Source organism: Citrobacter sp. Marseille-Q5395, assembly GCF_947057495.1.
GTDB lineage: Bacteria > Pseudomonadota > Gammaproteobacteria > Enterobacterales > Enterobacteriaceae > Citrobacter > Citrobacter murliniae.
This window is the reverse complement of sequence record NZ_CAMSEL010000029.1, coordinates 17,119-42,493: the sequence shown is the minus strand read 5'-3', so window position 1 is coordinate 42,493 and position 25,375 is coordinate 17,119. Positions and strand designations below refer to the sequence as shown.

The 25,375-nt window shown below is 49.9% G+C and carries 21 protein-coding genes and 1 other RNA gene; 2 read left to right on the top strand and 20 right to left on the bottom strand.

Annotation, left to right across the window (positions count from 1 at the left end; genetic code table 11):
• Positions 1-102: 102 nt before the first annotated feature.
• The 6 genes from OH663_RS23800 to ppsR form a co-directional block, all read right to left on the bottom strand.
• Positions 103-870, bottom strand: coding sequence for an ABC transporter substrate-binding protein (locus OH663_RS23800; protein ID WP_263525883.1), 768 nt, complete (start codon positions 868-870; stop codon positions 103-105).
• A complete protein-coding gene (gene chuS / locus OH663_RS23795) occupies positions 867-1,898 on the bottom strand; it encodes a hematinate-forming heme oxygenase ChuS (protein WP_045442153.1) in 1,032 nt (343 codons plus the stop codon). The genes OH663_RS23800 and chuS overlap by 4 nt, the downstream gene beginning before the upstream one ends.
• Positions 1,899-1,945: 47 nt before the next feature.
• The gene (locus OH663_RS23790) at positions 1,946-3,931 is read right to left on the bottom strand and encodes a TonB-dependent hemoglobin/transferrin/lactoferrin family receptor (protein ID WP_045442155.1); all 1,986 of its coding nucleotides are present in this window, start codon (positions 3,929-3,931) and stop codon (positions 1,946-1,948) included.
• Between the two features lie 74 nt (positions 3,932-4,005).
• Positions 4,006-4,194: a hemin uptake protein HemP gene (gene hemP / locus OH663_RS23785; RefSeq protein ID WP_071828921.1), complete on the bottom strand. Its 189-nt coding sequence runs from the start codon at positions 4,192-4,194 to the stop codon at positions 4,006-4,008.
• A gap of 169 nt (positions 4,195-4,363) precedes the next feature.
• On the bottom strand, positions 4,364-5,410 hold the full coding sequence (aroH, locus tag OH663_RS23780) for a 3-deoxy-7-phosphoheptulonate synthase AroH (RefSeq protein ID WP_045442157.1): 1,047 nt from the start codon (positions 5,408-5,410) through the stop codon (positions 4,364-4,366).
• A gap of 126 nt (positions 5,411-5,536) precedes the next feature.
• Positions 5,537-6,370, bottom strand: coding sequence for a posphoenolpyruvate synthetase regulatory kinase/phosphorylase PpsR (gene ppsR, locus OH663_RS23775; protein WP_045442159.1), 834 nt, complete (start codon positions 6,368-6,370; stop codon positions 5,537-5,539).
• Positions 6,371-6,699: 329 nt separating this feature from the next.
• On the opposite strand from ppsR, the gene ppsA reads away from it, so the two are divergent.
• On the top strand, positions 6,700-9,078 hold the full coding sequence (ppsA, locus tag OH663_RS23770) for a phosphoenolpyruvate synthase (protein ID WP_045442162.1): 2,379 nt from the start codon (positions 6,700-6,702) through the stop codon (positions 9,076-9,078).
• Positions 9,079-9,130: 52 nt separating this feature from the next.
• Here ppsA and fadK read toward each other — a convergent pair whose 3' ends face one another.
• The 5 genes from fadK to OH663_RS23745 all read right to left on the bottom strand — a co-directional run bounded on the left by fadK (position 9,131) and on the right by OH663_RS23745 (position 14,207).
• Complete coding sequence (gene fadK, locus OH663_RS23765; RefSeq protein ID WP_200011657.1) at positions 9,131-10,768, bottom strand: medium-chain fatty-acid--CoA ligase; 1,638 nt, start codon at positions 10,766-10,768, stop codon at positions 9,131-9,133.
• A gap of 81 nt (positions 10,769-10,849) precedes the next feature.
• Positions 10,850-11,143 (bottom strand): ferredoxin family protein, encoded by a 294-nt coding sequence (locus OH663_RS23760; RefSeq protein WP_200011659.1) that lies wholly within the window; start codon positions 11,141-11,143, stop codon positions 10,850-10,852.
• Positions 11,140-12,429 (bottom strand): FAD-dependent oxidoreductase, encoded by a 1,290-nt coding sequence (locus tag OH663_RS23755; RefSeq protein WP_045442169.1) that lies wholly within the window; start codon positions 12,427-12,429, stop codon positions 11,140-11,142. Before OH663_RS23755 ends, OH663_RS23760 begins: the two co-directional genes overlap by 4 nt.
• A gap of 56 nt (positions 12,430-12,485) precedes the next feature.
• Positions 12,486-13,421, bottom strand: a complete 936-nt coding sequence (locus OH663_RS23750) for an electron transfer flavoprotein subunit alpha (protein WP_200011662.1) — start codon at positions 13,419-13,421, stop codon at positions 12,486-12,488.
• Between the two features lie 21 nt (positions 13,422-13,442).
• Positions 13,443-14,207, bottom strand: coding sequence for an electron transfer flavoprotein (locus OH663_RS23745; protein ID WP_045442173.1), 765 nt, complete (start codon positions 14,205-14,207; stop codon positions 13,443-13,445).
• A gap of 508 nt (positions 14,208-14,715) precedes the next feature.
• Between OH663_RS23745 and OH663_RS23740 the strand changes: the two genes are divergently transcribed.
• A complete protein-coding gene (locus tag OH663_RS23740; protein ID WP_045442176.1) occupies positions 14,716-15,606 on the top strand; it encodes an AraC family transcriptional regulator in 891 nt (296 codons plus the stop codon).
• 54 nt (positions 15,607-15,660) lie between these two features.
• On the opposite strand, the gene OH663_RS23735 is transcribed toward OH663_RS23740, so the two are convergent.
• The 9 genes from OH663_RS23735 to ydiK form a co-directional block, all read right to left on the bottom strand.
• Positions 15,661-16,812, bottom strand: a complete 1,152-nt coding sequence (locus OH663_RS23735) for an acyl-CoA dehydrogenase (protein WP_045442178.1) — start codon at positions 16,810-16,812, stop codon at positions 15,661-15,663.
• A gap of 13 nt (positions 16,813-16,825) precedes the next feature.
• Entirely contained in the window at positions 16,826-18,421 is a 1,596-nt protein-coding gene (locus OH663_RS23730) for an acyl CoA:acetate/3-ketoacid CoA transferase (RefSeq protein WP_045442181.1), read from the bottom strand.
• A 278-nt stretch (positions 18,422-18,699) separates the two neighbouring features.
• On the bottom strand, positions 18,700-19,458 hold the full coding sequence (gene aroD, locus OH663_RS23725; protein WP_045442184.1) for a type I 3-dehydroquinate dehydratase: 759 nt from the start codon (positions 19,456-19,458) through the stop codon (positions 18,700-18,702).
• Between the two features lie 35 nt (positions 19,459-19,493).
• The gene (ydiB, locus tag OH663_RS23720) at positions 19,494-20,360 is read right to left on the bottom strand and encodes a quinate/shikimate dehydrogenase (protein WP_200011675.1); all 867 of its coding nucleotides are present in this window, start codon (positions 20,358-20,360) and stop codon (positions 19,494-19,496) included.
• 21 nt (positions 20,361-20,381) lie between these two features.
• Entirely contained in the window at positions 20,382-21,617 is a 1,236-nt protein-coding gene (locus OH663_RS23715; protein WP_048221580.1) for an MFS transporter, read from the bottom strand.
• A 241-nt stretch (positions 21,618-21,858) separates the two neighbouring features.
• A complete protein-coding gene (locus OH663_RS23710) occupies positions 21,859-23,079 on the bottom strand; it encodes an MFS transporter (RefSeq protein WP_200011680.1) in 1,221 nt (406 codons plus the stop codon).
• Positions 23,080-23,222: 143 nt separating this feature from the next.
• Positions 23,223-23,579 carry a YdiL family protein gene (locus OH663_RS23705; RefSeq protein ID WP_045442192.1) on the bottom strand — a complete coding sequence of 119 codons (357 nt, stop codon included), beginning with the start codon at positions 23,577-23,579 and terminating at the stop codon, positions 23,223-23,225.
• 195 nt (positions 23,580-23,774) lie between these two features.
• An RNA gene (gene rprA, locus OH663_RS23700) (antisense sRNA RprA) lies at positions 23,775-23,882 on the bottom strand.
• A gap of 184 nt (positions 23,883-24,066) precedes the next feature.
• Positions 24,067-25,176, bottom strand: a complete 1,110-nt coding sequence (gene ydiK / locus OH663_RS23695) for an AI-2E family transporter YdiK (RefSeq protein WP_045442195.1) — start codon at positions 25,174-25,176, stop codon at positions 24,067-24,069.
• Positions 25,177-25,375 lie beyond the last annotated feature (199 nt).

The window sequence follows — 25,375 nt, the reverse complement described above, 5'->3', positions numbered from 1 at the left end:
CATTTTCCTCACATTATTCTCCTACTATTTTACCATATTTAGAGGTATTTTCTAAAGACAAAAGGAAGCCACTAAGTGACTTCCTTCTAGAGCGAGGACTGATTAGCCTTCACCTTTGTTTTTCTTAATGATTTCTTCTTGTACTGACTTAGGTACATCTTCGTAGTGGTCAAATACCATCATGAATGTACCACGTCCTTGAGATGCAGAACGAAGAACTGTTGCGTAACCGAACATTTCAGCAAGTGGAACGTAAGCACGAACGATTTGGCTGTTACCGTGTGCTTCCATACCATCTACACGGCCACGACGAGGAGTTACGCACGGCGTATCGTCGGCAGCGTCAGCTCCGGTTTGTTGCCCGGCGGCCATCGCGGTCATCCCACCGTGATTGAGAATGAACAGTACGCGTTTATTGAGTGTCGATGATGGCAGCATCGCCAGTTCCTGACGCAAGGTTTGACGCAGCGCTTCGCCTTGTGACTCGCGATGTGTAGCCTGCGCAATTACCTGAACTTTCTCATCAATCACGCTCAGTTCGTTACTTGCAGGCACCGTGACAACACGGACTTTGCTTTGCCCGACCTGTTTAAGCACCAGAGACGGCTGTGCCTGCGCGCTGGCAAGGACCAGCGTTGGGCGAGTTGCAAGGATCCCTTCGGCGTTGAGTTGGCGTAAATAACCCACATCAGGTAATGCGGTTACTTCTTCAGGCCATTGGCTGGTGCTGTCTCGTGCAACGAGGGATGACTGTGCACCCAGCGCATACACAATCTCAGTGACATCACCGCCAAGAGAAACTATTTTTTCCTCGGGTGTAGCCAGCGCCGCCGCAGGCAGGAGTGCAATCAGGACGAGCAGTTTTTTCATGCGGCCAGCCCTTTTGGCGTTAATGCGTCAATTTGCGCACGCCATTGCTTCTGCTCTGGTTCGCCTTCTGTACGCTGACCATAGAGCTGAGCGATTTGCGTCCCGTCTGCGGCAAACAGTTCCAGACTGGTCACGTGGCCATCCGCAGTGGGTTTGCGCGTTACCCAGGTTTCTGCAATGGTCTCTTCCAGCAGATGCAGGGTAAAGGTTGGATTGAAAATATTCAGCCAGCCTTTCATTGGCACCAGTTTTTCTACAACACCGGTAAAAATCTGCACGCAGCCGCGGTTGCCAACAAATACCATAATTTCGTTACCATCCTGACGTGCTGTTTCCAGCAGTTGTGCCAGTGCCCCATTGGTGACTTTACAGGCCAGATCGTCGCCCACCAGGCTAAATGCCTGTTGACGCGTAAGGTTGTGACGTTTCAACAAGCCGAAGAACTGATGCACATCGGTCATGGCGCGCCACTCTTTATCAACGGTTTCAGCGTCTACGGTAACCGCGGCAGGGGCAGCATTCTCAATGGATTGCAACTCCAGCGGCGGGTTTTCGGCGAAGATGAAGCGGGTCAGCAGCGAGCCCCATTCCGCGACGTCGGTATTCTCCGTGGTGTAGACTTTTAACAGCGCATCACCCTGATTATCAAAAAATTGAATGCTCTGGCGCTCTCCGCGGGCGGTCGCTTCGCTGATATGAAACGCACTTGCCCACTGGTTCAGAAACAACCGCAGGTCGAGGGCGCGGGGATTCAGCACCAGTCCGGCATGTCCATTAAGGTGCTGATTGGTGAATGCGCCAACTTGCTCATGAACGGCGTATTCGTTACGGCATATACATTTAGTTTCCCCTACGGCTTCCAGTGCGCCCAGGATCTCGCGTACTTCGCCACGTAAACGCCATGCGTCATGACCGACGCGTGCAAAGGTCAGCTCAGCTTCACTGATGTTCATCAGACCCGCGATGTCACGCGCATATTTTCCAGGATTTTCTTTTTTCAGTTCCAGCCAGCGTGTGTAATGATTCATTGCCTCTTCCTTCCAGATTGCTGCCCCGGCGAGCCGGGGCAGGGTGATTACCACTGATAACTCACGAAAATTTTGCCGTTACGACCATCCTGCGGAATGCCCTGCGGAGACCAGTATTCTTTGTCGAAGGCGTTACCCAGAACCAGCGTAGTGGTCACGCCTTTCAGTGCCTGTTGGCCCTGATAGCTCACATAGAAGTCATTTACCGCATAGCCTGGTTGTTTAGTGTAGCTACTGCTGATATGAGTGGAGCGATCGGCAAAGGTACCGAGCCAGCCGACTGAGAAGCCGCTGTGTGCTACAGGAATGTTTAGTTTGCTGGTGACCGTGTCCGGGTTAATGCTGGAAATGTATTCACCGGTGTCAGTATCTTTGCCGCGCGTACGGTTATAGGCCAGATCCAGACTGAACAGGTCGGTGGTGTATTTCGTCATGACGTCCCAGCCCCAAATTTTGGCGTTGGGTACGTTGTAGGACATCGTTGTCGCAGCGGCAAAATCGACGCTGGTGGAGATGTAATCTTTTGCTTTGGTATCAAAATAGCTGGCTTTAAATTCGAGGGCGTCGTTCGCCAGCATCAGATCATCAAAGCGCAGGCCAAAACCATACTCCTGGGTTTCGTTGGTTTCCGGGCGCAGGTTAGGGTTTGGCACCCAGTAGTTGGTGTAAAACCGACCGATGGAGAAGTGTTTCGCATCGTTATACATCTCACCCATAGTCGGTGCGCGGAAGGCTTGCGCCCAGGAGCCAAACAGCATCAACCAGTCAGCAGGCGTAACGGTCATTCCCGCGCGAGAGGACCATTTATCTGCATCAACATCCGCATAACCCTCACTGCTGCCGCGGTAAGAGTCATAACGAGTGCCACCCAGTATCGTTATCGGCAGGTCTCGCAAGGTGATCTCGTCCTGTAGCCAGCCGGAGCTGAAATCAATTTTTGCCTGCGGGAAACCTGTGGTCGAGCCACCTGGACGTTGCTCCTGGCGATAATACTCACCGCCATAGGTCAACAGATGAGAGCCAGGGGAATCGGTAAACAGGCGACTGCGGTTATCAATTTTCCCGCCTTTGGTCGTTTGTTTGCGAAACTCGTTGGTTGCATCGGGGTTCTGCGCGTTAATGCGTGCTTCAGACCAGTAAATGCGAGCATCAGCATTCAGCCAGTCATTATCCGCTGGTGCGAGGGTATACGTCAGTTGGGCATCACGCTGGATAGTCGAACGATCGGTCATAGGATTACTGCTGCTATCCGCATCACTGGCCTGTGGATTTTTAGGTTCCTGCGCATCATTGTTGTAATAACGTAGCGAACCTGCCAGTGTCTGGGCGCTGTCAAGTTTCCAACTGCCTTTTGCCAACATATTGTTAATCGTTTCGTCGTTCGGCGCGGTGGTTCCGTTGCTCTGACGCAAATCACCACGGTCACGGCTGGACCAGGCGAGCAGTCCGTCCAGCGTATCGCTGCGACCATATGCGCTGGCTCCCATTCCGAGGCTGTGATCGCCCGTTGCTGCGGTACCAAATACGCGGTAGCCGCTGTTTTTGCCGACTTCCAGCAGATCTTTAGCATCTGCGGTTTCGTACGCGATCACGCCACCCAGCGCACCGCTGCCATACAGCAGAGCAGACGGGCCGCGAACCACTTCAATTCGTTTGATGAGAGCAGGGTCGAGGAAGGTGCTATTCAGGTGCCCGGTATCGGTACCCTGACGTACACCATCAACCAGGACCAGAACGCCGCGTCGGTCGTAACCGCGCAGATTAACGTCCTGTCCATTAGTGCGCCCCGTACCGTCCAGAGTCAGACCAGGTACTTTACGTAACAGATCGGCAGCCGAGCTGGCGGTTTGGTTTTCCGGTGCGCTGGCGTCGATGACGCTGACCATCATCGGCGCTTCAAAGGCGCTACGGGCATTGCCGGTGGCGGTAACGGTAATATCATCAGTCGCGGCATAAGCGGTTGCGGACAGATGACTCATGATCGCCAGCGCCAAAAGTGATGGGCGCAAAGCCGCGGTGTGCAGGTATGGCATAGCAACTCTCCATTAGGAAATCGAAAAGCGCTGGCTGCCTGGGGATCACCTGGGTGGCTGGCGAAATGTGTTGTTTATTTAGTCAGAATCAGTTTTCCGGCATGCGTTTGTCTCAGCAGGTAATGCTGTCCGTCATGCTCGATAATCACCCGCCCCTCGTTTCCGAGCAGACTTTTGCTGTCAATTCGACGCTCAGTTTGAACGGGAGAGGGTGGTGTATTGTCTTTTACGGGTGTTGCCGTGGTGTTATCCATACGTGACATAGTGTTTAAAAATAACAATCAATGTAACAATGATAATCATTATCAACAAACTAAAATTTTGCGGCAAGCCTTTTTGTGAAAAAATTGTGACGAGAATAATTTTTGAGCAAAAATGAAGGGAAAAACAAGGGATTGTCACCGGGCGAAGTTATTCCACCCGGTGAAAAGGTCAGAAACGACTATCAACGGCAGAGGCGAGTTTTTCGACCAGCAGTTCAGTATCTTCCCAGTTCAGACATGGGTCGGTGATCGACTGACCGTAGACCAGCGGTTGACCACTGACGATTTTTTGCGTGCCTTCACGCAAGAAACTTTCCGCCATAATCCCGGCGATAGCCGTCGAGCCATTGCGAATTTGCTGACAAACATCATCGCAAACCTCTAACTGACGACGGTGCTGCTTCTGGCAATTGCCGTGACTAAAATCGACTACCAGATGCTCCGGTAAGGAGAACTCATGCAGGGTATCACAGGCGGCGGCGATATCAGCTGCAGAGTAATTCGGCTTTTTACCTCCGCGCATGATGATATGTCCATACGGGTTACCGCTGGTCTGATAGATGGTCATCTGCCCGGTTTTATCCGGAGAGAGGAACATATGACTGGCTCGGGAAGCGCGAATAGCATCGACGGCAATACGTGTATTACCATCCGTCCCGTTTTTAAACCCTACCGGACAGGAGAGCGCAGAGGCCATCTCTCGGTGGATCTGGCTTTCAGTTGTACGCGCGCCAATGGCCCCCCAACTGATTAAATCGGCAATAAACTGGCCGGTAACCATATCGAGGAATTCCGTTGCCGTTGGCACCCCAAGCTCGTTAACCTGCAGCAGTAATTTACGCGCCAGCTCAATACCGTGGTTGACGCGGTAGCTGCCGTTTAAATCCGGGTCAGAAATTAAGCCTTTCCAGCCAACAACGGTGCGCGGCTTTTCAAAATAGGTACGCATCACGATTTCCAGACGCGCCTGGTGCCTGGTACGCAACGTCTGTAAACGAGTGGCGTACTCCATAGCTGCGTCAAGATCGTGAATCGAGCAGGGCCCAACGATCACCAGTAAACGGGGATCTTCACCATTCAATATTTTTTCTATCCGGCGTCGGGAATCCGTCACATGACGGGCGACGGAGGACGAAACAGGATGCCGCTGCGCAAGCTCTGCTGGAGTGACCAGGTTGTCAATACGCGCAGTACGGAGTTCATCGGTTCTGTTCATTACTTGTCTCAGAAATTTGTTGCTTCAACGGCAGGACTACCGGGAAGTGATGTACATCACAATAACACACTCATCCTGCCTACTGGCGAGCATAATAACAAAAAATTGAACCAATGCACTAGCGTTCTAGTACATTCGGCGATTCAGCCCCATAATATCGAGGATCTTAGTGGCAATTTCTTCTACCGAATAATTAGTACTGTTTAACCACGGGATCTGATTCTTCCGGTACAGCGCTTCTACTTCTGCCACCTCCATCCGGCACTGGCGCAGTGATGCGTAACGGCTATTTTCCCGGCGCTCTTCACGGATCGCCGTCAGGCGTTCAGGGTCGATCGTCAGGCCAAATAATTTATGCTGTAACGGTTTCAGTGATGCCGGTAGCACGAGATTATCCATATCATCGGCAATAAAGGGGTAGTTGGCCGCCCGGATCCCAAACTGCATCGCCAGATACAGGCTGGTAGGGGTTTTACCGCAGCGGGAAACGCCGAGCAGGATCACCTGAGCCTGATCGAGGTTGCGCAACGAAATACCGTCGTCATGAGCGAGCGTATAATCAATCGCCGCGATGCGTGCGTCGTACTTGATGAGATTACCCGGATTAAGACCGTGCGTGCGATGGGCAATCGGAGTGGGGTCGAGCTTCATCTCATGTTGCAGGGGAGCGACCAGTGCCTGCACGATATCCTGGCAGAACCCTTCACTTTGCAAAATAATAGAGCGGATTTCCGGCAACACGATGGAGTAAAACACCAGAGGGCGCACGCCAGTTTGTTGATAAATGGCGTCTATCTGGTCTTTTACCGCGCGGGCCCGACTCTCATTTTCCACAAACGGCAGCGTGATACTGCTGATCGTAACTGGAAACTGCGACATTACCGCGTGGCCTAATACCTCTGCGGTGATGGCCGTACCATCAGAAATATAAAATACATGACGATCAACAGCATTATCCATTTTGCTCATCCTGGGGGCTGACATAATTCTCTGAAAGCATAAATTAAAATTCGCCAGAAGCGAATATAACGATACTTATTTTATAAAATGAAACGGTATTTTTATATTTAATGAAAAGTACATTTCATTTTTCGGAACAAATGTTTATACCGACAGTTTTTGTGGTGATCCCGTGCCGCTCGCGGGTTTGCGCAAATGCGTAAACAATCTTAAAAAATAAAAAATAAAGTTGCTTGAACGATTCACCGTTTTTTTCGCTGAAGTAAATATGCAAAGATAATTACGCAAAATTGAGTTTCCTAACCTCGTTCATATATAAGGATTGTTCGATGTCCAACAATGGCTCGTCACCGCTGGTGCTTTGGTATAACCAACTCGGCATGAATGATGTAGACAGAGTTGGGGGCAAAAATGCCTCCCTGGGTGAAATGATTACTAACCTTTCCGGTATGGGTGTTTCCGTACCGAATGGTTTTGCAACGACCGCCGATGCGTTTAACCAGTTTCTGGACCAGAGCGGTGTAAACCAGCGCATTTATGAGCTGCTGGATAAAACGGATATTGACGATGTTACCGCGCTTGCGAAAGCCGGTGCGCAGATCCGCCAGTGGATTATCGACACTCCTTTCCAGCCTGAGCTGGAAAATGCCGTCCGCGATGCCTACGCGCAGCTTTCCGCGGATGATGCTAATGCCTCTTTTGCCGTGCGTTCTTCTGCAACCGCAGAAGATATGCCAGATGCTTCATTTGCCGGTCAGCAGGAAACTTTCCTCAACGTCCAGGGTTTTGATGCGGTGCTGGTGGCAATAAAACACGTATTTGCTTCGCTGTTTAACGACCGGGCGATCTCCTACCGTGTTCACCAGGGTTATGACCACCGTGGGGTGGCGCTCTCTGCGGGTGTCCAGCGTATGGTGCGCTCTGACCTTGCGTCTTCCGGCGTGATGTTCTCCATTGATACCGAATCCGGTTTCGACCAGGTGGTGTTTATCACCTCAGCCTGGGGCCTGGGAGAAATGGTCGTGCAGGGCGCTGTCAACCCTGATGAATTCTACGTGCACAAACCGACGCTGGCCGCTAACCGCCCGGCAATTGTGCGTCGCACGATGGGTTCGAAAAAAATCCGCATGATTTATGCGCCGACGCAGGAACACGGTAAACAGGTTACGATTGAAGATGTTCCGCAAGATCAACGTGATATTTTCTCGCTGACGAACGAGGAAGTGCAGGAACTGGCGAAGCAGGCGGTACAGATCGAGAAGCACTACGGTCGTCCTATGGACATCGAATGGGCTAAAGATGGTCACACCGGCAAGCTGTTCATTGTGCAGGCTCGTCCGGAAACCGTACGTTCTCGCGGCCAGGTGATGGAGCGTTATACGCTGCATGCTCAGGGTAAAATCATTGCTGAAGGCCGTGCTATCGGTCATCGCATTGGCGCGGGTCCGGTGAAGGTGATTCACGACATCAGCGAAATGAACCGCATTGACCCAGGCGACGTACTAGTCACCGACATGACCGACCCAGACTGGGAGCCGATCATGAAAAAAGCGGCAGCGATTGTCACCAACCGCGGCGGTCGTACCTGTCACGCGGCGATCATCGCACGCGAGCTGGGGATCCCGGCTGTCGTAGGTTGTGGTGATGCTACCGAGCGCATGAAAGATGGCGAGAAGGTGACTGTCTCCTGCGCCGAAGGCGATACCGGCTATGTGTATGCTGACATGCTCGACTTCAGCGTGAAAAGTTCCAGCGTGGAGACCATGCCGGATCTGCCGTTGAAGGTGATGATGAACGTCGGCAACCCGGACCGGGCTTTCGATTTCGCCTGTCTGCCGAACGAAGGCGTTGGACTGGCGCGTCTGGAATTTATCATCAACCGCATGATTGGCGTGCATCCTCGCGCACTGCTGGAATTTGATGATCAGACGCCTGAGCTGCAAAAAGAAATCCGTTCAATGATGAAAGGGTTCGACTCCCCTCGCGAATTCTATGTTGGTCGTCTGACCGAAGGGATCGCGACCTTGGGTGCGGCGTTTTATCCAAAACGTGTCATTGTCCGTATGTCGGACTTTAAGTCCAACGAATACGCCAACCTGGTCGGCGGCGAGCGTTATGAACCGCATGAAGAGAACCCGATGTTGGGCTTCCGTGGCGCGGGTCGTTATGTTTCAGATAGCTTCCGCGACTGTTTTGCCCTCGAATGTGACGCGGTGAAACGCGTGCGCAACGAAATGGGACTGACGAACGTTGAAGTGATGGTACCGTTCGTACGAACTGTGGCCCAGGCAAAAGCGGTGGTGGATGAGCTGGCGCGCCAGGGGCTGAAACGTGGCGAGAACGGGCTGAAGATCATCATGATGTGTGAGATCCCATCCAACGCCTTGCTGGCTGAGCAGTTCCTTGAGCACTTCGACGGCTTCTCTATTGGCTCTAACGACATGACGCAGCTGGCGTTGGGTCTGGACCGTGACTCTGGCGTTGTTTCTGAGCTGTTTGATGAGCGTAACGACGCGGTGAAAGCACTGCTGTCGATGGCGATTCGCGCTGCCAAGAAACAGGGTAAATACGTTGGTATTTGCGGTCAGGGTCCATCTGACCACGAAGACTTCGCTGCCTGGCTGATGGAAGAGGGGATCGACAGCCTGTCGTTGAACCCGGATACCGTTGTACAGACATGGCTGAGTCTGGCTGAACTGAAAAAGTAATATCAACCAGGATGGCGGCGTTCGCGTCGCCATCCTGTCATCTCTGCCACACTCATACCTCAACACATTCAGCCTGCAGGCGCTGAATAATATCCTGACGTAACAAGAACTTCTGAATTTTACCGGACGCCGTTCTGGGTAATTTTTCGATCACCACAAGATGTTCCGGATATTTGTACTTTGCCACCCGTTTACGACTAAAAAAAGCCACCACAGATTCCAGCGAAAGCGAGTGATGCGGGGACTTGAGCACTACGTAGGCGCACGACCTTTCCCCTAATCGATCGTCTGGCATGGCAACAACACAGGCATCATGTATGCGCGGATGCTGCAATAGAATGTCTTCAACCTCACGACTACTGATATTCTCGCCACCTCGCACGATAATATCTTTCTTACGTCCGGTAATTTTTATGTATCCCGCGTCGTCCATTCGGCACAAATCACCACTGTAGTACCAACCGTCGCTATCCAGCGCTCTGGCAGTCATTTCTGGCTCATCAAGGTAGCCCATAAAGACGTTGGGCCCGCGCGAAGCTTCTTCACCTTCTGTGCCTGGTGGCAGCGTTTTTCGCGCTTCATCGACCACTTTTATTTCGACGCCAGCGGCGGCGTAGCCGTCGGTATTCATCATGCGAGAAAGTGAGTCATCAAGGTTTACTACTGCATGCGGTGAACTTTCCGTCGAGCCATAGACGCTTAACAGTTTGATGCCGAGCTGCTGACAGTCGCGGGCAATTTTTCTTGGAATAGTTGTGCCACCGCATAAGAAGAAGCGCAGTGATGAGAGATCGTAAGGTTGCTTTTCGACACAGCACAGGATGTCATAGACGAAGGGCGTTGCGCCGAGTACGCAGGTACAACGCTGTTGCTGCAACAGTTCGAGGCAGGCTGTTGGGGTAAAAATATCCAGCAGCACGCTGCGCGCACCAATTAAAAACGGCGCTGTTACGCCATGCAGAAAACCGGTGGCGTGCCCAAGCGGAGCAGGCATTAAAAACACATCCTGCCAGTTGAGGTTGAGGCGGGCGCAGTAAGCGCGCTCGCTGGCAAGGATGTTGTTATGGGTCAGCATCACGCCTTTCGGCATCCCTTCAGTACCGGAGGTAAAAAGCACTGCGGCCAGTTCGTCGGCATGAACGCTAATCGCTTTGGTTAACGGTGGGGTCGTAAGTAGCTGACTGAGCGCCAATGATGCCGTTGCAGGGGCCAGTTTATCTACGGCGACAATCTGTTGCAGATGCGGTAACTGATTTTGTAGGGGCAGGATCAGATCGACCGGTCGGGTCTGCTTAAACAGGGTCGGCGCGAAAAAGATCTTCGCTTTACATTTGTTCAGTACCCACACCAGTTCTGCCTCGCGCCAGGCGGGTAACAGAGGAACGGAAACGGCCCCCGTTTTCAGACAGGCCAGATAAATAAGAGTAAATTCGCACCAGCCCGGCAGTTGAAAAGCAATACGATCGCCAGGTTGGATCCCGCAGGATAAAAACCAGGATGCCAGGCTGTTGGCTGCACTGTCGAGTGCGGCATAGGTATATGAATCGCCCTGATTATCGACTACAGCGATTTTGTCCGGCACGGCCTGAGCAGTTTGGTGCCAGTAGTCGCCGAGTGAGGCATCCCCCCAAAATCCCTGCTGTCGGTATGTTTTTCTACGCTCGGCATTAAACTTTAGCGTGACTTTCATTGTTTGTCCCTGGATTATTTTCGGCATACTTCTTGCCGGACGGCAGTAGCATCCGATCCGGCCTGTAAAATGCAAAATCCGTTAGCCGTAGCGAAACTCCACACCAAATGTCCCTGCCGGGTATTCCCATTGTTCGAGGATTGTTTCACCGCAAAGTACCCGACAAGTCCCACACTCCAGACACCCTGCAGAATCAAAATGAATATTTCCGCTTTCGTCCTGCTTATACAGTCCGGCGGGGCAGGCTTTCAGTAATTTGCGAAATTCATTAACGTCAGGATGATCGGTCAGAATAATATGCGGATGGCCTTCATCGACATTGAATTTGTTGACGCCCAGTTTGACGTCAACGTTAACGGAATTGTCCTGACTCATAGCGCTGTTGCTCCCTTAATGCCGTCTTTGAGTAAGTTCATTAACCCAATCTGTTTTGCATGGGACATAAATATCTTGCGAACCGGTTGATTCGGACGTCCGTCAACGGTGAACATATCGCTCATGATATCTGCCACCATGCGTGGGTATTGGGTAAACAGACGCGGGTTTTCCATCAGCGCCGGGATCTTGCGAAAATGCTGTAAATCGCGCATTACGCAACTCTGTTCGAGAGCGTGCTTGTAGTCCATCAGGCTGTTGGCGGAGTAATCTTGCCGTTCTTTCGCGGCAATCGCTGTTTTAGCTGCCGCCTCCGCAGAAGCAATGGCTAAATCCATGCCGCGTACCGTATACCCCAAATTCAGACAGAAACCGGCGGCATCGCCGACGATCATCACGCCATCATCGAACAGTCTGGGCACCATTGCCAGACCACCTTCAGGCACCATATGTGCCGAGTATTCCCGCAATTCACCGCCTTCAATCAGCGGGCGAATAGTGGGATGCTGCTTAAAATCTTCCAGCATTTGCGGAATACTTTTTGTGGCGTGGTCTATGTCCCCCAGGCCGCACACCAGCCCCAGAGAAACAGAGTCATGGTTGGTATACAGAAAACCACCGCCCATGAGTCCGTTAGATGGCGAGCCGGCAAACAGCCAGGCCGCACCTTCATTGCCCGAAAGATTGAAACGATCTGCAATAACAGAGGGAGACAAGCCGATCAGTTCTTTTACACCGACGGCATAATGATGTGCTGAGGAGGCGGGGACTAAGCCCAGTGAGCGGCCCAGCATGGAATTAACACCGTCGGCAAGGATGACAATATTGGCTTCGAGGATATCGTCACCAGCCTGTACACCGGTAACTTTATTGCCCTCGCGGATCAGCGCATCGACGCGAACGCCAGGAATGAACTGCGCGCCTGCTTGTTCGGCTTTTTCCATCAGCCAGGGATCAAGACGGTTGCGCAAAACGGTATACGACTCCTGCGCTGGGGCATCGGTTTTTTCACGGTGAAAGTCCAGGGTCACGGCACTTTCTTCGGTCAGGAATGAGATTTTTTCGCGGGTCACTTTACGTTCGATGGGCGCTTGCTGAGCGAATCCAGGCATGATGCTTTCAAGGCTATGTGCGTAGAGCCGGCCACCGGTCATATTTTTACTGCCAGCGCTGTTTCCACGCTCAATAACCAACACGTCCAGTCCTGCACTTGCCATCACATAGCCTGCTACCGCACCGGCCACGCCAGCACCGACCACAATGGCATCAAATTTTTCATCTGACATGCTTTATGCTCCCTTCCCGCCGCGAGGGCGGCGGGATCTGTGCGTTAAATAGGGGGTTAGCGGCTTAGCTGTTCGATAAGGGCTGGAACAACTTTGTAGATATCGCCCACCAGACCGTAATCGGCGTAATTAAAGATGGGGGCTTTTTTGTCTTTGTTGATGGCGACGATAATTTTCGCACCGTTTCCGCCGACCATATGTTGAATTTGCCCTGAGATGCCCAGCGTCAGGTAAAGATCAGATTTCAGCAATACGCCTGAAACGCCAATATAGCGTTCGCGCTCCATCCAGTTTTCACCTTCAGCAATCGGTCGTGAGCATCCCACCTCAGCGCCCAGTACAGCAGCCAGGTTATGCACCATTTGTAAGTCGTCCTGTGCAACCAGGCCACGACCAACACCCACGACGCGTTTGGCTTTACTGAGATCAACACTGCTAAGTGGTTTGGTGCGACGCTCCTGGCAGATAACTTCATGGTGCGGAGTGATATACGTTGCGGAAGTAACCGGACAGCTGTTTTCCTGATTCTCTTCTACCGGCTCCAGCACTCCGGCGGCGATTGTGATAATCGCCAGAGCACTGTTGAGTTTTTCTTTGCCGAATGCGAGACCGCCATACATGCGGTGCTCAGCGAAAAGTGCCCCGGCATCAAGACTTACCGATGTGGCATCGTTCACCATCGCTGCATTGAGTTGAATACTCAGACGCGCACCGAGGGCCTTGGCGCGTTTGGTGGCAGGCATCAGCAACAGGCCAGAGTGCTCTTTTATCAGGGCGACGAGGGTCTCCGCATAGTTTTCAATACGCTGCAAGGGGGAGATTTGTTCGAGGACGATTATTTCATCGGCACCCAGCCGCTTAGCCCTGCTTGCCTGTTCGCTACCTTGCACAATGATGTGCACCTGCTCACCCCATTGGCGAGCTCCGGTCATTAACTCTGCATAGCGTTCTATGTTATCGCTGAACACCCAGACGTTGGCTAATTTACTCATGATAATCTCTCTCCGTTGGGTTTAGTTCAGGGCTTTTTTCAGATGCTCAGCCAGTTCGGCAATGGCTTCTGGCGAGTCGTTTTCCAGAATGATGCGCTTGCGCTCGGCTTGCGGCGGAACCACGATCTCAACCAGCTCTGCTAATGGTGGCGTTGGTGTCCAGCCAATATCACTGGCCTGCCACTGCGTAACGGGTTTTTTACCCGCGCCAAGAATGGCTTTCATCGAAGGAATACGCGGTGTATTGATATCTGACGTGACGCAAAGCACGGCGGGAAGGGGGAGGTCGATGACTTCAATTTCATCTTCAAGCGCGCGCTCAACCAGAACATGGCCGCCGTTACGTTGAATGCTGCTTACTGCGTTAATAATGGGAAGTTGTAGCAATTCTCCCACCAGCAAGCCCACCTGCTGCGCGTAGAGATCGCCTGATCCTTCACCAAATATCATCAGGTCAAATCCAATACTTTTCGCGGCGCAGGCCAGGGCCTGAGCAGTGTCTCTGGGCAGTGAATGTTCCAGTTGCGCATCCTGTACCAGAAACAGACTATCCGGACCGCGGGACAACACGTCTTTCCGCACTTTAGAGTTCTGTAACAATGAACCTCCGACCGTTAAGGCGACGATCTCATCACCCTCAGCGGTTAGTTGTGCAGCGGCTTCCATCGCGTTCAAATCAAACTGGCTGATTTTGGCTTCGGCCCGGTCAAAGTTAAGCGAGCGCTCCTGGGTAACAACAATGTCCTGTTCTTCAGGTACCAACTTAAAGCAGGTTATTATTTTCATGGTATCTCCAGTGGGTCACGTTCGGATGATGACGGAGTGCGTCATCATCGGCAGTAGGTAAAATTTGACTGAAAATAGTGTGCGGTAGATGTAATGTGTTTTCGACGGGGCAATCTGTTTTCATTCCTAACAATCTTGCAAAAAAAAATGAGATCAGAGTGCAACGTTGATCAGAATGGAAGGAAAACGGATTGTGGAAGAAATAATTGGAGCAGGCAAACTGTAGGAGATCTTTGCGAAGTGAATCATGTTTTTATTCACTATTGAGCGATATTTGTTTCCGTTATGTAAATTATTGCCTCTAAAGAAATAACATTTATCCTTTTCAATAAATTTAAAATGCAAATAAATAGTGGGGATAATTCACTCCAATCGGGAGTATCATCTTGCAGTTGGCACAAATAATTTTGTTTCGCTAGTATGGATTATCATTGTATAACATGGCTCATCGCTTTAATTTGTCATTATTAAATGTTCCTAAAATTACTGTCTTAAGGTGGAGGTTGTCATGTATCAACGATGTTTTGATAATGCGATGGAAACCCTTTTTGAGCAGGGGAAAACGCCCAGATTTTCACGCTTCGTCATTAGTGATGATCCTAACTGGGAGTCTGGCCACCATGTTCATGACAATGAAACAGAGCTCATTTATGTCAAAAAAGGGGTCGCCAGATTAATTATTGATTCTTCACTGTATGTCGCGCATGCCGGCGATATTGTCGTGATAGAACAAGGGCGGCTCCATGCTGTCGCCTCTGACAGCAGCTCGCCTGCGACCACTTATACCTGTGCATTGTACGGCTTCCGTTTTGAAGGCTGGCAGGAGAATCAGCTATTGCAAGGGCATTCATGTCCGGTCATCAGCGCCGGGCAAGGAAAGGAGGTCATTAAAAGTATCTTTAATGAACTTAGCATCATGCTCCCGCAGAGCAAAAATAATCTGACCTCCGCGGCTTATGATGCTTTCGCTTATGCCTTAACCGTTTTATTTTATGAAAACTTTAAAAATGCTTATCGTTCGGAGCAAGGGTATATTAAAAAAGATATCTTAATTAAAGATGTACTGGTTTATTTAAATAACAATTTCCGCGAAAAAATAACGCTGGATCAGTTGTCCAAAAAATTTCGTGCCAGCGTCAGTTATATCTGCCATGAATTTACCAAAGAGTATCGTATTTCACCGATTAACTATGTTATTCAGCGACGGATGACAGAGGCGAAATTCTCCCTGACAAATACTGAGGCTTCGTTAGGTGAGATTTCGTGGCGGGTGGGATATGAAAATGTCGATCATTTTGCCAAACTCTTTCAACGGCATGTGGGGTGTTCACCCAGCGACTATCGTAAGCAGTTTAAAAACAATCTGATTGAGCAGGAATGCCTGCTACCGGAAGTCTGATCCCTGGCATAAGCCCGGATAGCATTTATACGCTATCCGGGTTGCCACCATCACTTATTTGTTTTGATAATCTTTCAGGATCTGACGACCAGCTACGTAAATCATGATCTCATCGGTGCCGCCACCAATACGTTCGCAACGTACGTCTCGCCAGAATCGGGAAACGCGCGCTTCATCGGTATAACCCAGACCACCCATAATCTGAATTGCGTCGTCGATCACTTCCATCGCAGTGCGAGCACAGTAGAGTTTTGCCAGTGCTGCGCTGGTACGCAGCGATTGCTCCTGGTCGGCCTGCCAGGCGACTTTCAATACCATATTGCGCATGTTCTCGATTTTAACCGCCATGAGTGCCAGTTTCTCCTGGATCATCTGGTTATGCCCAATGGGCTTGCCGAATGCAATGCGCTGGTTGGCGTAACGTGCTGCGTCTTCGAAGGCACACTCCGCAAAACCGGTGCTGCGCGCAGCGTTGATCAACCGTTCCATTTCAAAGTTATACATCACGTTGAGGAAGCCCATGCCTTCTTCACCGACCATGTCGCTTTCGTCAACTTCGACATCGTCGAGATAGACTTCGCAGGTACTTAACATGTGCCAGCCGATTTTGTGTAACGGGTTAATCTTGATGCCGGGTTTACTGGAGTCAACCCACCACAGCGTAAAGGCTTTCTTCGGATCTTTAGGCTCCGGATCACGCGCCAGTACCAGCATGTATGGATACTCTTTGGCTCCGGTAATGAACGTTTTTTGTCCGTTCAGGTACACCTTGCCATTTTTACGCGTATAGCTGGTCGTGGCACTGTTGTTGTCGGACCCGGCGCCAGGTTCGGTCAATGCCAACGCATACGCTGGATCGCCCGTTTCCATTGTGCTTTCTGCTGTTTTACGCAGTTGCTCGGCTGAACCAAAACGACGCATGCTGTGAATGCACTGACCGTTGGTAATTAAAAATGCGGGAGCTCCACATTTTGACACTTCCATCAGAGCCAGCATCTGTGTGACATAGTCAGCCGGTATACCGCCAAACTCTTCCGGTACACCCAGCATCGAAATACCGTTATCCGCAAGGGCACGCATAAATTCTCTGGGGTAGGTGGCGGTCTGATCGCAGGTACGGAAATACTCTTCCGGGAAATTACTGGTAATCAGATCCCGAATACTGGCAAGCAGCAGCTCTTGTTCTTCAGTTAATGAAAAGTCCATCTGGGTACTCCTTTTAATTGGCGGCGTCGGGCAATACAAAACCCATCGAAGAATCAATAAATAATCTTTCGTCCATCAGTTTCAGGTTCGGAGAAATAACGGGTGTGAAATCCATTTTGTCCAGAATATCTTCTTGCAGAGAGACTCCTGGTGCAATCTCAACTAAATGGAGGCCGTCTTCTTTTAACGTAAACACGGCGCGTTCAGTGATATAACGCACATCAAGTCCGCGTTCGAGGGCAATTTTTCCGCTGAAAGTTATTTCGGGTAATTCATTAACGAATTTCTTCACCCGACCTTCCTGCACGATATTTAATTTACCATCGGTCACTTCTGTTTTCAGACTGCCGGCGGTTAATGTGCCGCAGAAAATAATTTTCTTCGAGGTGGCGCTAATATCGATAAAACCGCCAGTGCCCATAATCTTGCCATTAAATTTATGTACGCCAACGTTGCCATGCCGATCCACCTCAGCAAAACTTAAATAGCACACATCCAGTCCGCCACCGTGGTAGAAATCAAACTGGGAGGTCATATCCATAATGGCACGGGTATTAACGTTAGCACCAAAGGCAATGCCTTGAGAGGTAATGCCACCAACCGGGCCGGTTTCGACCGTCAGAATAAAGTCGTCGGCACATCCTTCTTCGCGAGCGACAAGGCCAATACCATCGGCAATACCTACACCAACGTTACCGACAGCGCCTTTGCGCATTTCGAAGAGAGCGCGTCTGGCAACAAGCTTACGCTGGTTGAGTGGCAGGGCGGTCTGGTGGCTGTCATCAAGGACAAAATCACCTGAAATAAAGCGGTTAACTGGCGCACCGCCGTACAGCTGAGTCTGATCGGGATCAACCACCACAATGTCCACCAGATAGCCCGGAATACGAACCGCTTTAGGATGCAGGGTGGCTTTCTTAACCATCTTTTGCACCTGCATCATGACGATGCCACCGTTGTTGTGAACGGCCTGGGCAATGACCAGCGCATCGAGATACATCACTTCATCTTCAAAGGTGGCGTAGCCTTCGCTGTCACAGGTAGTCGCGCGAATAAAGGCGATATTTGGCGCGATGGCCTTATAGTAGAGGTACTCTTTGTTATCGATCTCCACCAGTTTAATTAAATCTTCAGTGGTCACTTCATTCAGCTTGCCACCCTGTTGGCGAGGGTCAACAAATGTGCCAAGGCCGATATCGCTTAAAATACCTGGCTGGTGGGCCGCGCAGGCGCGTAGCGTTTGAGTTAATACCCCCTGTGGGTAGTTGTACGCAGCGATTTTGTTCTGTTCGGCTAAATCGGAGATCCGTGGTGATTGTCCCCAATGCCCGCAAAGCGCCCATTTAACTAAACCTTCCTGCGCCAGCGGGCTAATCCCCCGGTCGGCCCGATCTCCTAATCCTGTCGGACTGATCAGTGATAAATTACGCGGGGACTGGTTGTTTTTATATTTATCAGCCAATGCAGTAATTAATTTGGTGGCTTCAAGAATACCACCACCTGCACCTAATACGCAAAGTGTCGCTTCATCAGGAATATAATTCACTGCGTCCGCTGCCGATAATACCGGTACACGACCTTGAATACGTTCAGGTCTTTTAAGTTTCATATAAACTCCAGATTATATGTGTGCGAATACCTATCGATATATTCGATAAAATAGTATTCACTTTAATAATGCTTAGCTGATTGCCAGATATACGCTGTTAAACGGATATCTGAGCCAGCGAGTTATTTATATTTATACCCGTGATCCTGCAAGCTGCTTCTGCGTTGGCTGCACGCTCCCACCCGAATCACTTACCTTAAGTAAGCTCATCGGGATTCGCTTATTTACTGCCTTGATGCAACTTGAATGATTTTGTGTATCGTGGAAATATTTTGTTATTAAGCCTGATGTAATATTGTCAGTACGGTACGCAGATCGGTAACGGAGATCTGCCCCGGGGCTGAAGCTTTTTTTACTGCGCCAAAGGTTGCAGCTGAGCCAAAGACTTCACCTGCCAGACGTGAAATAACGCCAGTTTTGGCCATTGACATAGTAATCACCGGGCGATCGGCGTAGCGTTCCTGCATCTCCAGCGTGGCGCTGAGTAACGTCAGAACATCCGTTTTACTTTGCGGCATCAGCGCAATTTTAGGAATATCTGCGCCAAGTTCCTGCATTTTGCGCAGACGCTGAATAATCTCTTCTGCCGCCGGTGTTTTATGGAAATCATGATTAGACATAATCACAAAGACATTTTTCGCATGCGCGTGTTCGACGGTTGCTTTAACCTGCTCATCGCCGGTGAAAAGTTCCAGATCGATCATATCCACCAGACCGCTGTCTACTGCCGCACGGTTAAGCGCAAGGTACTCTTCTACAGACAGCGCCTGTTCGCCACCTTCTTTCGCGCTGCGGAAGGTAAATAACAGCGGTTTGTCGGTCATCACATCGCGGATTGCGCGAGCGGCTTCCAGTACGGCGTCAATTGATGAAACATCCGCAAAATGGTCAACGCGCCACTCCAGAATGTCGAAGTCTGCTTCACGATAGGCCAGCGCTTCGCTTTTTACCGTTGAGATGTCTTTACCCATCAGCGAGACAATGATCTTCGGCGCACCCTCGCCAATAACGAGGTTTCTTACGGTTACGGTTTTCATTGATTACCCTTTAAATATTTACTGATACTTGCCCGTCAGGCTGCAAACCCCATAACCTGTTTAACGTACTCCAGCGGGAAATCTTTTCCTGTCCAGAGCTTGAACTGCTCAGCTCCTTGCCATAACAACATGCCGTAACCGTCAATCGTTTTGCAACCTGCAAGTTGTGCCTGTTGCAGCAATTTGGTCATATGCGGGTTATAGACGCATTCGGTTACCAACAGATCCGGACGTAGCAAAGAGACGTCGGTGACGATGGATTCATTTTCCAGTGGCTTCATGCCGACTTTAGTGCCATTAGTCAAAATATCCGCACTGGCCAACGCTTCTGCAAACGCCCGCTGGTCAGCGAGATCGATAACGGTCACCACGCAGTCAGTGTTTTCATTCACGCGTTTGGCGAACTCAACCGCTTTTGCGAAAAACTCATCTTTACGGTTAAAGAGTTTAATCTCTTTTATACCTTCAATTGCCGCTTGCGCACCGATAGCCGTAGATGCGCCACCTGCGCCCAACAGTACCATGGTTTTACCTTTAATATCGAAGCCGCTTTCTTTAATTGCGCGAATATGTCCGGTACCGTCCGTGTTGTAGCCACGAAGGTAGCCGTCATCATTGACGATGGTATTGATCGCGCCCACCAGTTTGGCGGCGGGGGTTAATTCATCAACATACTCACATGCCAGCTGCTTGTTGGGCATAGATACCCCAGTACCGCGCATTTTTAATGCTTTCAACCCGGCAATCGCATTGGCAAACGTTGAATTATCAACTTCAAATGCCATGTAGGTAAACGGTAATCCTGCTTTTTCTAATGCTTTATTCTGCATTTCGGGCGACAGACTGTGCCTGATAGGATAGGCCATCAGACCGATCAGTTCATATTTTGCAGTTACGTCCATTTGAAACTCCTATTAAACTGTTTATTGAAAATAACGTTCGCCCAGGCGCACATCGTTTTGGGGAATATTGAATACGCGGTAGTAACGGACAAAGACGATAATGGCAGTGATAAATGCCAGCAGAGCAAATGCGAGGTCCAGCAAAATAATGTATTGCAGACCAATGTTAGAAAGGTATCCGGTGATCAGTGGGATAATAAAGTTGGCGACACCTCCCATCATCATATAAACACTGGTGACTTTGGCTTTGCTCTTGGGGAAAAACTCTGACATCACGGAAACACCGAGCTGTAAAATACCGCCTGCCGCAGAGAATCCGATGAGAAATGAGCCTGCATTACACACCAGCGGTGAGGGGTACAGATAGATAACCGCCGCCGTAATGGTTGCCAGACCCGCGTTAAAAACGTTGGCCCAGATAGGACGAACCATTTTCTTCAGTAGCGCAGCAAAAATAAAGACGCAGACCAGCGACCCCATACTGTAGTAGGAGATAGTTTTCAGCGCGTCGGCTTCCGCCATACCGGCAAACGCCATGGCGTATTTGGGCATCCAGACCACGATGACATAAAACGTTGAAAATGCGGCAACCCCAAACATCACGGATGCCACTCCCTCCAGCCAGACCAGTGGCTTGCTGTTCATTTGCGGCAAATCTTTCGCGACGCCCGCATCCACTATCTGACTCGGGAAGCGGCTTTTTAATAGCATTAGGGTAATCAGGACGAACAATACGCCGGGGATAATAACCGCATAGCCGTACCAGATATGATTAAGCAGCAGGGTACTGACGATGATGGGGTAGATCATCTGTCCAAATGACACCATGGCTTTCACCAGAATAACGGCTGAACCTGATGCTTTGGGAAAACATTCCATTAACGCCGGATAGCCGCCTGTATCGAGGGCTGAGTTTGCCACGCCGACACAAACAGCCAGAATAAATGCAATCATTAAATTTGGGCTGGCAGGAATACCGAAGAAGAAGAACATATACAGAATAGCGCCCAACAGGATGATGGCCCGACGACCAAATTTATCTGAGAGAACGCCAAAAAATAGAATGCTGACCAGTCGCCCAAGGCCAATTCCCGAAATCAAATAGGCAATGCCTGCATTATCTGTTGAGAATTTTTCTGCCAGGGATGTCATGTTTTGCGCCAGCGTAATGACACTAATGCCGTGTAAAAAGTAGCTTAAATAAATACAGGTTATCGCCAGAAGAAATGGCGTATTAAAGGCCTTGTGTTGAGACATTTTTCACAACTCCTTGCGGATGTTAAAATTATTATATTGTCGTCGCTATGATTTAAATGACGGCGTTCATGTTATTAATATACCGAGAGGGTGTCATTTCACCCACATAGCATGGCGTTTTAGTTACCAGGTATATTGCATGCTAATTTGTGAAACCCAATTCTTACTGCCGTTGTTTTACTGATGTTTTAAAAATTAACCCAATTATTTTGCAGCAGGTATGAACAATATTGCAGTGGTGCTATTCCACCAGCGATGCCATTTTTAACTGATATCTGGACTCAACACGGCTGCGATAGCCAATAAACAGCGCCAGCACGAAACCAATGGCGGCTATACCGGTATCAAACCACATGATGTGGGCAATGCTGGTTTGCGAAAGCTTTGCCGTGATCAGTGGGATCGTGAAGGTAGCAATGCTGCCCGCGCTGTAATAAATGCCGGTTGCTTTTCCTTTTGCATGCGGAAAACGGGCCGCCATTAACGTTAAGCCAATTTGTACGACGCCGCCGGCGGAAGAAAACCCGATAACAAACGCAAATACGACCACCACGTAAGGGGTGGGGTGCAGACAAACCGTCAGCAGGGCAATAAATGAAATTAACGTGTAAAGCATCAACAGCGGTGTCGCGCGGTCTGGTTTCCTCGCAAGCGGCGCGGTGATCAGCACGCACAGTAGCGAACCGCAGGTGTAGATACTCAACAGCTTAATCGCCGAGGTGTACGGCATTCCGGCGACGAACTGACCATACTGAGCCAGCCACTGGCTGATCAGGTAAAATGTCGCCATAGCAATGTAGCCATACAGGGTGTAGCTGACCAGGTCGATAATGGAACACCGATGTTTAGGTAGAGGGCCTTCCTGTGCGGGAGGTGATGTCCTGACGAAAGGTTTAGGCCCGGGATGTGCCGGGAATTGGCAGCGAAATAAAAACATGCCGTTGACAATCATAATCCCCGCAGCGAACAGGAATGACCAGCCAAACCAAAGCTCAGCCCACACCAGTACACTAATGACCATCGGTAACAGAAACTGCCCGCCGGACACAAAAGCTTTAATCAAAATATTGGCGGTGCCAGGGGTGCGGGGAAACGCCTCCATCAGGCTGGGATAGGTCCCGGCATCAAGAAAACTGTTAGACATACCCGCCAAAAAGCCAAATGCGTAGGCTATGAAAATACTGTGAGTATTGATAATGCCAAAAAAGAAGAGCAGATAGCAGAGCATGCCGAAAATGACGAATGGTCTACGGCCATAGCGATCGGAAAGTAAGCCCGCCAGTAATAAGACGCTTAATCGACCGATGCCGAGAGATGAGATGACAATTGACACACCTGCTGCATCGGTTTGCCACTGTTGTTCAAGCGAGGACATGTTGAGGCTTATCAGAATAACCCCCATGCCGTGTACAAGGTAATTAAGGTACAGCCCTATCGCAGTGGAGAAATAGGCGTTTTTCATAATGTGTTACTCAGCGAAGAGGCTAAATGGAAATTTTGTATTTCGAGTCGAGTGTACAGGCCATAGCAATATGCCGTATTCGCATCAGCGTGGGCATTATGTCAGTTACTAATAGTACAAAGTTATAATGGTCAGATTTTCTCCTAACACAAACGCTCAAGATCGTGCGCATAGAGTTCAACAGCAGTCGATTGATAGAGTTTCCATTCGAGAAAATTTTCACTGTTATAAACCGCCTGAAAAGAGGCGAGGTTAGGAAAAAAACGCATGGTGTTATTACCGATACGGTTGTTTATTTTTTCAATGATCGCGTTAATTCTTAACTTTCGTTTTGCTAACATTTCTGAACATTGACGAGAGATGTTCTCCGGGATTTCGTGTTCGCCATTTTCCCATTGTTGCCAGGCGGTAACGTTGCCATCCGCAGCGATATAAGTTGCGCTTTCTTCAATCGTCATAGCAAAAACATGCCGGAATGCCTGCAATTCAAATGCGTTCATAATTTCATCACCTTAAAAGACGGTGGAATAGTAATAGCATTACTGTGGATATTTCGGCTTGAAGAGAGTCACAGTATCTTGTGCAATATTATTTGTTAATAATGAGTGAATGGGCGCATTTAACCAAGCGGATGGCGTATAAAAGGGCCGGGTGGTTGAAGGAGGAGCTGTACTTCAGGTGGTGTTGTTTGAAGAATAAAAAAAAGCCCATCGTGGGAGATGGGCAAAGACTACACACAGCAATTCGTTGTTTCACTCAGGGGATTTCCATGCTTATAAATCAATGTGTTGATCTAAAGCCTTGAGCTAATAGTAGGCATGCTGGTTTTTTACGTCGATCGGATTCATCTCAATAGTTTAAAGGCCGTGAAGAATTTGCGACGCAAATGTGTCTGTGAAGACGGAATATGTTGAATTCAGATAACAGGAAATACGGAATTGATTAGCAATGTTAAACAATCAGGCGGCAGCGCCGCCTGAGCTGGGGTTATTTTTTATCTTCTATTTCGGCGATTTCTTCGAGGATCTCATCCGGGTCGTTGCCGGGTACCGGGGCTTCGTTCACCCAGGCTGAGAACAGACGCCAGGAGACAGCCAGTACAACCGGGCCGATAAACAAGCCAATCATGCCGAAGGCAATCAACCCGCCGATAACGCCGGAGAGAATGAGGATCAGCGGTAAATCAGCCCCCATACGAATCAGCATTGGACGGATAACGTTATCCAGTGTACCCACCACGCCGCTCCATACCAGCAGCACTGTGCCCCAGGTTGAATCACCCGACCAGTAAAGCCAGATAATGGCCGGGATCAGTACTGGTAAGGGACCCAACTGTACCAGGCAGGAAAGGATCATCAGTACCGCCAACAGCGTCGCGTATGGCACACCTGTCACCGCCAGACCAATACCGCCGAGGACAGCCTGTACCAGAGCGGTAACAACAACGCCCAACGCTACCGCACGGATTGCTTGTGCAGCCAGCAGGACGGCAGCATCGCCGCGTTTAGATGCCAGACGGCACGCGAAATGGCGAATACCTAACGCAACCTGCTCACCTCGCCAGTACAGCAGGGCGCTGAACAACAACATCAGGCCACAATGCATCATAAAGCGACCAATATGCGCGGCCTGACCGACAAACCAGGTGGTGGTGGTGCCAATATAAGGACGAACTTTGGCCATAATGGCCGAACCGCCCATATCAAGCAGGCTGTGCCATGCGGCATAAATTTTTGCGCCAACCAACGGAATACTGTTCAGCCATGCAAGGTCCGGCAGTGTCATATCTCCTGCTGTCACGGCATGGATTAACGGTCCACTTCCATCAACGATGCTATTCACCAATAACGCGATGGGGATGATAAACAAAAGAACCAACAGCAGGGTCATTACCAGGACGGCCAGCGAACGGCGTCCCCACAACAGTTTCTGTATGCGTAGTAAAATGGGCCAGGTTGCAATAACGACTGTTCCCGCCCACGCAAAACCGAGAATAAAGGGCTGCACAATCCACAGACATGCCACAATCATGATGGCCAAAAACAGCACCGATAGCATCACTTGCGCGATATTGCTGGGCTGACGAAAATTTACCATAAATACTTTTCACCTTTTTTGTGCGTCAGACCGTTGACGCGACGTGAACACTTAAATCACACCCTATAATGATGAGCAATTTCAGCGGTTTTTAACAGGCCGATTCTGCCTGTAATTGTGTTGGGCGTATTAGAAAAAAATGTGATACAACAAACAACGCAACACGCAAACGATAACTTCACAATACAGACCGCAGGAA